The organism is Amycolatopsis nalaikhensis (genome assembly GCF_030264295.1).
Classification (GTDB): Bacteria; Actinomycetota; Actinomycetes; order Mycobacteriales; family Pseudonocardiaceae; genus Amycolatopsis; species Amycolatopsis nalaikhensis.
Map to the genome: position 1 here is coordinate 3,721,997 of NZ_CP127173.1, position 12,017 is coordinate 3,734,013.

General features: G+C 71.6%; 8 protein-coding genes and 2 pseudogenes. 7 read left to right on the forward strand and 3 right to left on the reverse strand.

Features of this window, described 5'->3' with window-relative positions; translation table 11 throughout:
- Positions 1-48: 48 nt before the first annotated feature.
- Positions 49-1,722, forward strand: coding sequence for a DUF3027 domain-containing protein (locus tag QP939_RS52205; RefSeq protein WP_434219652.1), 1,674 nt, complete (start codon positions 49-51; stop codon positions 1,720-1,722).
- Positions 1,703-4,523, forward strand: a pseudogene (locus QP939_RS18510) (sacsin N-terminal ATP-binding-like domain-containing protein). The gene QP939_RS52205 and the pseudogene QP939_RS18510 overlap by 20 nt, the downstream one beginning before the upstream one ends.
- Here QP939_RS18510 and QP939_RS18515 read toward each other — a convergent pair.
- Positions 4,520-4,747, reverse strand: coding sequence for a DUF2530 domain-containing protein (locus tag QP939_RS18515; protein WP_285459781.1), 228 nt, complete (start codon positions 4,745-4,747; stop codon positions 4,520-4,522). The pseudogene QP939_RS18510 and the gene QP939_RS18515 overlap by 4 nt on opposite strands.
- A gap of 82 nt (positions 4,748-4,829) precedes the next feature.
- On the opposite strand from QP939_RS18515, the gene QP939_RS18520 reads away from it, so the two are divergent.
- The gene (locus QP939_RS18520; protein ID WP_285458030.1) at positions 4,830-6,299 is read left to right on the forward strand and encodes an NCS2 family permease; all 1,470 of its coding nucleotides are present in this window, start codon (positions 4,830-4,832) and stop codon (positions 6,297-6,299) included.
- On the opposite strand, the gene QP939_RS18525 is transcribed toward QP939_RS18520, so the two are convergent.
- A complete protein-coding gene (locus tag QP939_RS18525) occupies positions 6,300-6,872 on the reverse strand; it encodes a hypothetical protein (protein ID WP_285458031.1) in 573 nt (190 codons plus the stop codon). It lies immediately after the preceding gene.
- A 99-nt stretch (positions 6,873-6,971) separates the two neighbouring features.
- On the opposite strand from QP939_RS18525, the pseudogene QP939_RS18530 reads away from it, so the two are divergent.
- Together QP939_RS18530 and QP939_RS18535 are read left to right on the forward strand one after the other, a co-directional pair.
- Positions 6,972-7,404 (forward strand): annotated as a pseudogene (locus QP939_RS18530) (MarR family winged helix-turn-helix transcriptional regulator).
- 107 nt (positions 7,405-7,511) lie between these two features.
- Positions 7,512-8,768, forward strand: a complete 1,257-nt coding sequence (locus tag QP939_RS18535; RefSeq protein WP_285458032.1) for an MFS transporter — start codon at positions 7,512-7,514, stop codon at positions 8,766-8,768.
- Here QP939_RS18535 and QP939_RS18540 read toward each other — a convergent pair.
- Entirely contained in the window at positions 8,765-9,394 is a 630-nt protein-coding gene (locus tag QP939_RS18540) for an NAD(P)-dependent oxidoreductase (RefSeq protein WP_285458033.1), read from the reverse strand. The genes QP939_RS18535 and QP939_RS18540 overlap by 4 nt on opposite strands.
- Positions 9,395-9,503: 109 nt before the next feature.
- On the opposite strand from QP939_RS18540, the gene QP939_RS18545 reads away from it, so the two are divergent.
- Together QP939_RS18545 and QP939_RS18550 are read left to right on the forward strand one after the other, a co-directional pair.
- The gene (locus QP939_RS18545; RefSeq protein WP_285458034.1) at positions 9,504-9,758 is read left to right on the forward strand and encodes a hypothetical protein; all 255 of its coding nucleotides are present in this window, start codon (positions 9,504-9,506) and stop codon (positions 9,756-9,758) included.
- 4 nt (positions 9,759-9,762) lie between these two features.
- Positions 9,763-11,220 (forward strand): helix-turn-helix transcriptional regulator, encoded by a 1,458-nt coding sequence (locus QP939_RS18550; protein WP_285458035.1) that lies wholly within the window; start codon positions 9,763-9,765, stop codon positions 11,218-11,220.
- Positions 11,221-12,017 lie beyond the last annotated feature (797 nt).

Here is a 12,017-nt window from a genome sequence, read left to right on the forward strand (position 1 = left end):
GAACAGCCTGGCACGGGCGCCGGGGAGGCGTGCGGCACAATTGGCCGCATGACGCTGCTGCTGACCCTGGACGACGGTTCCGTGCAGCGCAAACTCGCCGACGCGGTGGAGTTCGCGCGAGCCGCGGTGCTGGAGGACGCGCCCGAGGAGCAGATCGGCGCCCACGTGGGTGCCACCCGCGAGGACGCGGTCACGGCGAGTCACCTGTTCGAGGCCCAGGTCCCGGGCTACAAGGGCTGGCGCTGGTCGGTGACGGTGGCACTGGCGGGCGAGGACGAGCCGGTGACGGTCAGCGAGGTGGTCCTGGTCCCGGGCCCGTCGGCCCTGGTGGCCCCGGCGTGGGTGCCGTGGGAGCGCCGAGTCCGAGCGGGCGACCTCGGAGTCGGCGACATCTTCCCGACGGACGAGAACGACCCCCGCCTGGCCCCGGCGTACCTGCAGTCGGACGACCCGGCGGTGGAGGAAGTAGCGCACGAGGCGGGCTTGGGCCGGGTGCACGTGCTGTCCCGTTTCGGCCGAACGGAGGCGGCGTCCCGCTGGCACGCGGGCGAGTTCGGCCCCCGGTCCGACATGGCCCGGAGCGCGCCGGACGTGTGCGGGACTTGCGGGTTCTTCGTGCCGTTGGCTGGGTCGTTGCGCGGGGTGTTCGGGGTGTGCAGCAACGACATCGCGCCCGCGGACGGGCACGTTGTGGACGTGGAGTACGGGTGCGGGGCGCACTCCGAGGTCGAGGTTGAGGTGACTTCGTCGGTTCCGGTGGCTGAGCTGGTTTACGACGATTCGCTGCTGGACTTCACGCCGGGGTCGGAGGTTGTCGAGACCGCGGCCGCTGAAGGGGAGACCGGGGTCGCGGAGGCGGACCTGGGACCGGCTGAGGTGGAGCCGGAGCTTGCGGCTCAGGCCGGGGAGACGGACGAGGCCGCGGCGGTGGGTGCGCCCGAGTTCGCCGAGGTTGCGGCTGAGGCTGCCGAGCCGGTCGAAGCGGAGGCTGCGGAGGTTGCCGAGCCGGTGGCGGTGGAAGCGACTGAGCCGCCTGCCGAGCCGATCGCGCCCGAGGCTGCCGAGCCGGTCGAGGCTGCGGTGACTGAGGCGGTTGCGGAGCCGGTCGAGGCGGAGGCTGCTGCGGAGGTCGCGGAGCCCGTTGCCGAAGAGGCACCCGCGGAGCCGATCGCGGCTGAGGCGCCTGCCGAGCCGGTCGCACCTGAGGCGGCCGAGCCTGCGGCGCCGCTCCAGCCGGTTGCCCCCGAAACGGCAGAGGTCGCCGAGCCGGTTACGACCGAGGTGCTCGCTGAGCCGATCGCGCCCGAGGCGGAGCCGGAGAACGCTGCGGCTGCCGAGCACACCGGAGCCACGGTCCCCGAGATCGAGCACGCGGCAGCTGCCGAGCCCGTCGCGGCGGAGCAGCCCGCGGCGGCCGAGCCCGCGGCATCCCCGGCCGAGCCGCAGGGGTCCGCGCCGGTCGAGGCTGAGGTTCCCGAGCCTGCCGAGGCAGAGCCGACCCAGGCCGAGGTCACCGATGCGGTTGCCGAGCCCGAGGCGGCCGAGGTGCCCGAGACCGCAGCGGCTGAACCGGAAGCGGCCGAAGCCCAGGAGCCCGCGGAAGCCGAGCCCTCCCAGGCCGACGTGACCACCACCGAGGGCGCGGACCTGCAGACCCCCGCCGCCGACGAGGCGCAGGCTCAGGTCGACACCGAAGACACCCGTGACCAACGCGACGCCTGAGCCTCTCAGCGCCGATCCCTTCGGCACCGCGCGGCTTCGTGACGCGACCCTGCGCTCGTGGCAGGACTCGCCCACCCGCCTCACCGAGGACACCAACGTCGAGCGCGATCTCCGCGTCGGTGCCTATCGGGACCGGCTCTTCGTCGGAGCTCGCGCAGAACGCCGCCGATGCCGCCATGGCCGCCGGGGTTCCCGGGCGGGTTCGGGTGTCCCTTGTGGACCGGGAACTCCGGTTCGCCAACACCGGTGCTCCCCTCGACGCGCGCGGCGTCGCCTCGCTCGCTTCCCTGCGGGCGTCCGGCAAAACCGGCGATACCGTCGGCCGCTTCGGGGTGGGGTTCGCCGCCGTGCGGACCGTTACCGACGAGCCACTCGTCGTCTCCGTCACCGGTGGGGTCGCCTTCTCCGCCGAGCGCACGCGGGCAGCCGTCAGCACCGATGGCGACGTTCCCGTCCTGCGCCTCCCGTGGCCCGTTCCCGCCGACGTCCCGGCCGGGTTCGACACCGAAGTCCGGCTTCCGCTTCGCGACGACGTCGATGGCCGGAAGCTCCTCGACGAACTCGCCGCCGACATCGGCGACCTCCTCCTCGCCCTGCCCTGGCTCGCCGAGGTCGACGTCGACGGTCGCGTTTGGACTCGCGAAACCCACGGCGACATCGTCCAGATTCGGGGCGCGGAAAGGGAAACCCGCTGGCTCACCCATCGTGGCGACGTCGTGTGGGCCGTCCCCGTCGATGCCGATGGCACGCCGCGACCCCTCAGTGAAGACGTCCTGCACGCTCCGACCCCGACCGACGACGGACTTTCGCTGCCCGCCCGGCTTCTTGCGGCCGTTCCCGTCGAACCGTCGCGTCGGCGCGCTCTCCCCGGGCCCGAGCTGACGAAGGCGCTCGAGAACGCCGCCACCGAGTACGTTCAGCTGCTGAGGCTGCTGCCGTCGGAACAGCGATTCGCACTCGTGCCCACACCCGGCTTTCCGAAGTCCACAGTGGACGCCAAACTCCGCGACGAAGTTCTGGCCAACCTGAGTAAAGAACCCTGGCTGTCCACTCAGGACGGCTCCGAAGTGTCCGGACGTCAGGCGAAGGTGCTCGACGTCGACGTTCCCGGACTTCCCGCTCTCCTGGTCGACGTCGTTCCCGGGCTGATCAAAGGCGCGGCCCCCGCGCAGGTGCTGAAAGCCGTTTCGGTCCAGGTGATCGGCATCGAAGAGGTCTTGGAAACGCTTACCGGGGCCAGTCGCGACCCGAAATGGTGGCGGGACGTCTACGCGGCCTTGGCGAAAGCCGTCGAGTCGCACGATCTCGAACCGTCCAGGTTGGACGGACTGCCCGTCCCTCTATCGGATGGCCGCACGCTTCCCGGTGCTCGTGGCTGTCTTCTCGTCGAAGGCTCGGCGGAACTCCTCGAACTCCTGTCCGATGTGGACATCCCGGGCCTCAGGCTGGTGCACCCGGCCGCGTCGCACCCGCTCTTGGAACGCCTCGGCGCCAAGCATGCCGACGCCCGTGAACTGCTCAACGCCGACCAGCTTCGCGACGCCGTCGAGCGCAGCGTCGAGGACGTCCGGTCCGGATTGGACGGCACCACCCTCGCCGGTGCCGTGCTGCGGCTGATCGCCGACTGCGGGGACGACGCCCCGCGCTGGGTCGGCGCGCTCGCCCTGCCCGCCACCGACTCCTGGCGCCGGGCCGACGAACTCGTCCTCCCGTCCTCGCCGCTGCTGGACATCTTCGACGAAGAGGTCTTCGAGGAAGACGGCGCGCTCGATGTCCTCGACGAAGACTTCGCCGAGGATTGGCCGCCAAGCACGCTCCAGGCCGCCGGGGTGCTCGACTCCTTCGCCCTGGTCGTCGACGACGAACCGCACGAACCCGACCACGACCTGCCCGACGAGGAAGCCTGGTGGGACTCCCTGCCGGAACCGCCGTCGACGCTCGTCGCCGTCCGGGACCTCGATCTCGTCGCCGATAACGCCTGGCCCGCCGCCCTGCGCCTGCTCGCCGGGCGCCCCGAAACCTGGCACGCCCTGCGCACGCCCCAGGGGCACGCCGCCTGGTGGATCGCGCAGTACGCCGTGCTCGACGGGGCCGCGCCGAACGAGTGGCGCATGCCGGACGCCGACCTCGCCGGGCTCTACGACGAGGTTCCCGATCTCGGGCTCGGTGAAGAACTTCTCCGGACAGCCGGTGTTCGCACCGACCTCACGGTGTCCACTGTGGAGGAGGCCGAAGACCTCCTCGAGCGGCTCGCCGACCCGGCCCGCGCGATCACGCCGGGTCTGGTCACGCGTGCCTATGCCGCCGTCGTCGAGTCCGGAGTGGAGCCTCGCCCGCCCGCCGCCGTACGGGTCGCGGACGGGTCCGTTGTGGACGACGCCGTCGTCCTCGACGTGCCGTGGGTTGCCGGGGCCCTCGAGCCGAGCCAGTACGTCGTCGAGCCCGACGAGCCGGACCAGCTGGCGGCCCTGCTCGACCTGCCGTTGGCGAGCACCCTCCGTGCCGAGGTGACCAGCGAAGGCGAGTACGCGCCCTGGGCCGAACTGCCCGCGCTGAAGCTCGTCGCGGACCTGCTCGGCATCCGGCTGCCCGACGGTGGCGTGCTGGTGCACGACCCGTTGACCGTCGCGGTCGAGGGCGCCGAACACGACGTCGCGTGGTGGTCCGATGACCGGCTGCACGCGGCCGACAGCTCCGAAGGACTCGCCCGCGCCTTCGCCTGGGCCGCCGGGCGCTGGCCCGATCGGCACCTCATCACCGCGCTGCTCGACGACCCGTCGCCGCGGACGCTGCTCGCTTAGAGCCGCTGAGCCGATTTCGAGCCGCGGCGGGCGGCGGCGCGCTGCCACAGGATGATCGCCATCCCGATGAACCCGAGCACGAACCCGGACAGCGCCGTCTGCACCCACAGCCCCGAAGTCGTGAAGAAGAGCACCACCAGCGCGACAGCCCAGATCGAGGTGCCTACGATCACCACCGGCGTCAGGTCGGTCAGCCTCTTGGGCAGCTCCGGCGTGTGCCGCAACGAGCCCGTAACCTCCGGTGGATTGATCGGTTCGCTCACGAGGTGCAGGGTACTCCGCAGCAGCGACAGAATGGGCAGGCGAATGGCGGAGCAGGAGACGACCCGCACCGGGACGTCCACACTGGACCGGTTCTTCAAGATCACCGAGCGGGGTTCGACGGTGTCGCGCGAGCTGCGCGGCGGCCTGGTCACCTTCGTCACGATGGCCTACATCGTGGTGCTGAACCCGCTGATCATCGGCAGCTTCTCCGCCGACGACGCCGGTGCGCACAAGGACGTCCTCGGCGGCATCCTGCCGGTGCCGCAGGTCGCCGCGGTGACCGCGCTCGTCGCCGGCGTGCTGACCATCCTCATGGGCCTGATCGCGAACTACCCGTTCGCCATCGCCACCGGCCTGGGCATCAACAGCCTGGTCGCGGTCACCATCGCCCCGCAGATGACCTGGCCGGAGGCGATGGGCCTGGTCGTCATCGAGGGCGTGATCATCGTGCTGCTCGTGCTCACCGGGTTCCGCACCGCGGTGTTCCGGGCCGTGCCCGCGGCGCTGAAGTCGGCGATCGCCGTCGGCATCGGCGTGTTCATCTGCCTGATCGGCCTGGTCGACGCCGGGTTCGTGCGCCGGCTGCCGGACGCCGCGCACACCACCGTCCCGGTGGGCCTCGGCATCAACGGCTCGATCGCCTCTTGGCCGACCGCGGTCTTCGTCGTCGGCCTGCTGGTCACCGGCATCCTCGTCGTGCGGAAGGTCAAGGGCGCGATCCTGATCGGCGTGCTCGCGTCGACGGTGCTGGCCATCGTCGTCGAGGCGATCGTCAAGGCCGGGCCGTCGAAGGGCACCAACCCGCTCGGCTGGAACCTCGGCTACCCGGCCCTGCCGGACCAGGTGCTCGGCCTGCCGAACCTCTCCCTGGTCGGCGACGTCTCGTTCGGCGCCTGGACGCGGCTGCCGATCATCACCGTCTGCCTGCTGGTGTTCACGCTGGTCCTGGCCGACTTCTTCGACGCCATGGGCACCATGACCGGCCTCGCCAAGGAGGCCGACCTGCTGCCGAAGGACGGCCAGCTGCCCAACGTCGGCAAGGCGCTGTTCGTCGAGGGCCTCGCGGGCGCGGCCGGCGGCTTCGGCTCCGCCAGCTCGAACACCGTGTTCGTCGAGTCGGCGTCGGGCATCGCCGAGGGCGCGCGGACGGGCCTCGCGAACATCGTCACCGGCGTGCTGTTCCTCGCCGCGATGTTCCTGACCCCGCTCTACCAGGTCGTGCCGGTCGAGGCGGCCGCGCCGGCCCTGGTCGTCGTCGGCGCGATGCTGATGGCGCAGGTCCGCGACATCGACTGGACCGACTACTCGATCGCGCTGCCCGCGTTCCTGACCATCGTCGTCATGCCGTTCACCTACTCGATCGCCAACGGCATCGGCGCCGGCTTCGTCAGCTACGTCGTGATCCGCGCCGCGACCGGCAAGGCCCGCCAGGTGCACCCGCTGATGTGGGTGATCGCGCTGGCGTTCGTGGCCTACTTCGCGGTCGGGCCGATCCAGGCGGCGTTCAAGTGATCAGCCCGCGTCGCTGACCTCGAGGGCGCGGTCGAGGACCGACCGGTTCGCGGCGAAGTCCGCCGCGGGCGCGTCGTAGGCGATGGTGACCATGGTGTCCCCGATGCCCACGCCGACCAGGCTCACCTGCCGCGCGACGCCGTCGCGCTGGTAGGTGTAGTCCCACTCGGCGGCGTCGCAGGCGCCGACCGCGGCGTGCTCTGCGACCGACGTGAGGTGGTAGCCGGGCTCGTGGCCGGTCGTGCGCTCCAGGGCGCCCAGGCCGCTGACCGGATCCTCCTGGGCGAGCGGGATCCGGTCGGTCGTCAACACCAGCCGCCCGGTCGGGTCGGTGCGGGTGGCGCGCTCGCCGTCCTGCGTCGCCGGCCAGTCCGGGACCGGGATCTCGAAGTCCCAGCCGCGCCCGTCGGCGGCGTCCGGGGACCGGTAGACCTGCAGGTGGCCGACCTGGATGCCGGTCGGCGCCGGAGCGGCCGGCGGCGGGGTGTCACCCCCGGAGGGCAGGACCTGGACCACCACGACGCCGAGCACGACCGCGCCGACCACGGCCGAGCCCACCAGCTTCTTGTGCACGCTTCCCCCATTCGTCCGGGGAGAGGACGTCCGGGGGTGCGCGCGGGTTGCGGTGGAGATCACCCGATCGACGGCAGATTCGTAAGGTATGCTAACTATATGTCCGGCGACACGCACGAGCGCTCCTTGGCGAGCCGTCTGCGTCTCGCGGTGGTCCGGCTCAACCGCCGGCTCCGGGCACAGCGCGTCGGGGACGACCTCACGCTGACGCAGGTCGCCGCTCTGTCCACCCTGCACAAGTGCGGTGCGCTGACCCCGGGTCAGCTCGCCGCGAAGGAAGGCGTCCAGCCACCTTCGATGACGAGGGTGATCGCCGCGCTCGAGGAGATGAAGTTCGTCGAGCGGCGCCCGCACCCGACCGATGGCAGGCAAGCCATCGTCGAGCTTCTCCGAGAGCGGGCTCGCGTACGTGCGCAAGGCGATCTCCGTCCGGGAGGCGTGGCTGGACCGGCAATTGGCGGAACTCGGCGACGAAGAGCGTGAAGTGCTCTCCAAAGCCGCCGAAATCATCGACAGGATGGCGGGGAACTAACCACGGTGACGGCCACGGGTAGCGATACGAAGCGTTCGATCCAGACCACTGCTACCCGGGATACGGCCCCACCGCCGTCCGCTTCGCCGCCGTCCAAGCGCCGCAGCATGTTCGCCTCCTTGCGCGTGCGCAACTACCGGCTGTTCTTCACCGGCCAGGTCATCTCGAACATCGGCACCTGGATGCAGCGCATCGCCCAGGACTGGCTGGTGTTCACCCTCAGCGGCAACAACCCGATCGCGCTCGGGATCGCGGTGGCGTTGCAGTTCGCGCCGACGCTGTTCCTCTCGCTGTGGGCCGGCGTCCTCGCCGACCGCGTCGACAAGCGGCGGCTGCTGACCTGGATCCAGGTGGCGGCCTGCGTGCAGGCGGTCGTCCTCGGCGTGCTCGACCTGAGCGGGATCGCCGCGCTGTGGCACGTGTACGTCCTGTGCTTCACCCTCGGCGTGACGGCCGCGCTCGAAGTCCCGACACGCCAGTCGTTCGTCGCCGAGATGGTGGGCCGCGACCAGGTGACGAACGCGGTCGCGCTCAACTCGTCGATCTTCAACATGGCGCGCATCGTCGGCCCGGCGATCGCGGGGTTCGCGATCACCTGGATCGGCACGGGCTGGCTGTTCATCGCGAACGCGGTGAGCACGGTCGCGGTGGTCATCGGCCTGGTGATGATGAACCCGGACAAGCTGTTCCGCGTCGCGGCGGTCCCGCGCGAGAAGGGCCAGCTGGCCGAGGGGCTGAGGTACGTCCGGCGCCGGTCCGACCTGATGACGGTGATGGTCCTGGTGCTGTTCGTGAGCACGTTCGGCATCACGTACTTCAGTTCGCTGCCGATCGTGGCGGCGAACGTCTTCCACACCGCGGCCGACGGCTACGGGCTGCTGTCGACGCTGGTCGCGGTGGGCACCTTCACGGGCGCGGTGATGTCCGCCCGCCGGGGCACCAAGGGGCGGCCGCGGGTCCGGCTGATGCTGGTGTCCGCGTTCTTCCTGGGCGTGTTCGAGCTGATCACCGCCTTCATGCCGACGTACCTGACGTTCGGGCTGGGGCTGATCCCGCTGGGTTTCGCCACGATGACGTTCCTCAACACGGCCAACGCGCTCGTGCAGACGTCGGTCAGTCCCGAGATGCGCGGGCGCGTGATGGGGCTGTACGTGCTCGTGCTCATCGGCGGGAACCCGATCGGCGGGCCGATGGTCGGGTGGATGGCGGACGCTTTCGGTGGGCGGTCTCCCTTCTACATCGGTGGGGCGGTTTCGGCCGTGGCCGCCGTTGTGTGCGCCGTGGTGCTCATTCGGCGGGGTGGCGTTTCGTGGCCGGTGCAGCGCGGGTTCGGGCTCCGGGTGCTGAAGCGGGCGAAGGTCTAGCGGCCTCTTCGGGGCGTGTACAGCATCGGCGCCTCGCGGACCCGGGTGCCGTCCTCCGCCAGCCGGACGAGGGTCTCGGCGACGTCGCCCACCCGGACGGAACTCCACGGTCCGAGGGCGAACACGCCGAGCCGCGCCCAGCCCGAGGCCGGCCCGTCGGCGATCAACGGGACCCGCACGAGCGTCCACGACAGATCGCTCGTCTGCCGGAGCAGCTCGCCGAGCGCCTGGCCGTGGCCCAGCAACGGGCGGCACCGCACCGAGAGGAACGCTTCCACCAGGCGACGGCCGGGGTTGTGCGGGTCGCCGGGGAAGTCGATGTGGAAACCCTGGAGCACCACGAGCCGGTCCGGGCCGCCGGCCCGCATGGCCGCCGCGATGGTCCGCGTCCCCGCGTCGATGCTGCCCGGACCCCGGTAGCCGCCCAAGGACGACACGACCGCGTCGGCGCCCGCCACCGTCGCCGCCACGGCGTCCGGATCGAGCGCGTCGCCGCGGACCACCTCCGCTCCCTCGAGGGTGCCCGGGCCCCGCACCAGGGCACGGACGTGGTGACCGCGTTCCAGCGCCAGCCGGACGGTCGCCGTCCCCGCCAGTCCAGCGCCTCCGAAAACCGCGAGTTTCATCCTGGCCTCCCACCGTCGTCGTCACCGGGACGCTAGGCCGCTCTGCCGGGGCTGCCCATGCCAGAAATCGGTCATGTCCGGCCGGCGGTGGCCGACCTAGACTGACCGGATGCGGGCCGAAGCGCGGGCGCGGGCGGTCGACAAGATCGCCTCGCTGGCCGGGACGCCGACCGATCTGGTGACGTTCTGGCGGTCGTGCACGGAGGTCATCGCCACGGTCGTGCCGCACTACTGGGCGCCGTGCTACTTCACCGTCGACCCCGCGTCGCTGCTGATCACCAGCCATTCCACGAGGGTCTCGACGAGCTGCCCGCCGAGGTCTTCGCGCAGGAGTACTACGGCGAGGACGTCCACAAGCTCGTGACGTCGTGCGCTCGGAAGCCGGCCTGTCGACGATCCACGAAGCGAGCGGCGGCGACCCGAGCGGCAGCCCGCGCTGGCGGTTCAACATGTCGATGGGCGGGGACCAAGAGCTGATCGCCCGCCTGCGCACGCGGCAAGGGGAGGCGTGGGGCGCGCTCGGGCTCTACCGCGCGCCGGGCGCGCCCATGTTCGGCGACGACAAGGAGTTCGTCCGGGCGATCGGCCCGCACCTGGCCGAGGGGGCCCGCCGGGCGATCACGCTCGGCGAGGCGACGGACCCCGAGGTCCCGGACGCGCCCGGACTGGTGGTGATCGACGGTTCCTGGCAGGTCCGGTCCACCACCCCGGGTGCGGAGCGGTGGCTGGCCCGGCTGCCCGACGGCGACCCCGACACGGGGCGGCTGCCCTCGTCGGTCCTGGCGGTGGCGGCCCAGGCCCTGCAGGACGGCAGGCGGACGACGGTGGCCTTCGCGCGGGTCCTCGCCACCGACGGCACGTGGATCCTGCTGCACGGCGCGCCCCTCGATGGCGAGGACCGGCAGCGGGTCGCCGTCATCATCGAGCCCGCGCACCCGGCCCGCATCTACCCGCTGCTGATGTCGGCGTACGGGCTGACGGCGCGCGAACGCGACGTCGTCAAGCTGGTGCTCACCGGCGCTTCCACCGCCGAGATCGCCACCGCGCTCGTGGTCTCGCCGCTGACCGTGCAGAACCACATGAAGAACGTCTTCGAGAAGACCGGCGTGCACAGCCGACGCGATCTCGTGGGGAAGATCTTCTTCGCCCATTACGAGCCGCGAGTGCGCGACAACGAACGGCGCGCCCTGCGGGGTGAGCCGTCACGAGGGGACCGGTGGTGGGTGGCGCCGCTGCTGCGGGCCGGTAGGTGCGCGCCGCGCGGGCTGGTGTGGCTGGGTTTGGCGCGGGGTGGGGTGGTCGGCTCGACCTGGCGTGGGCGGGCGTGGTCAGGCTCGGCCCGGCGCACTCCGGCGCACTCCGGCGCGGGCGCGGCCCGGCCGGGCTCGACCTGGCGTGGGTGGGAGTGGTCGGGCTCGACCTGGCGCACTCCGGCGCGGGCGGGTGTGGTCGGCTCGACCTGCCGTCGGCAGGCGTGGTCAGGCTCCACCGCGCACACCCCAGCGCACTTCGGTGCAGGCGGGCGCGTGGTCAGCCCACCCCGGCGCACTCCGGCGCGGGCAGGCGTGGTCGGGCTCGATCTGCTGCAACCCGGCGTGGCCACCGCCGGACTCGGTCCGGTCCGGCAAAAGCCTGCCGGGACTCAGCGGCCCAGCAGCGGTGGCACCACCTTCTCCGCCAGCTCGCGCAAGGCGCCGTCCGGCTTGGTGGCGTCGAACCAGCTGATCTCCAGCGTCTGCCGGGAGTCGTCGAGGAGCTGGACCACCACCGTCGAGTCGCTTGTCCTCTCCCTCGCCGGACGTCCCGCTACGCGGTCCGGGAAATAGTCCTCCTCGCTCTCGTCGTCGTACACCAGCTTGACCACCGACAGGTCGCTCTCCCGCTCGCACGAGCCGAACGGGCCCGGCTTCACCTGGTCGAGCGGGACGTTCAGCACCCGGGACAGCTGGGTGCACAGCTGCCACGTGATCAGCGGGTACGCCGCGTCCGTGATGCCGGAGCCCGGGATCGGGGTCATCTCACGGGACTCGCCGTCCGCCGGCAGCTTCGGGCCCGGTGTGGTGATCGCGCCGATCATCTTCTCCGCCAACGACAAGACCATGCCGCGCAGGTCGTGCTCGCCCCGGTCCTGCGGTACCCGGTTCACGATCAGCTGGAGGACCGGGCGCACCCACTTCTCCGTCGACGAGCTGAGCCTCACCGAGAGGATCTCGCCGAAGCCGTTCCCGCCGAACCGGCCCAGCGTGGCCTGGCGGCCCGCGACCGCCACCTGCTCGGGCTCCGTGCCCTGCATCGGCACCGGTTCCGCCCACTGCTTCGCCGACACCTCGAGGTTCGCCGAGACGACGTGGCAGTTCCCGGCCTTGTCGACCTCCCGCAGCACCGGACCGCCCAGCACCGCCGCCCACGTCGGCTCCGGGACCGCGCCGCACAGCACGTGACCCGCCGTGCGGGTCGGGAGCGCCACTGCCAGCTCGCCCGTCGGCATCGGGACCTGCCGGACCAGCTCGCCGCCGGAGGTCGGCCACTGCGTCGGCAGCTTGAGCGGTGCCGCCTTCGACTCCGGTGTGTCGCGCGTCAGGAACCAGGTCGCGCCGACGACCAGCGTCACCGCCGCCAGGAC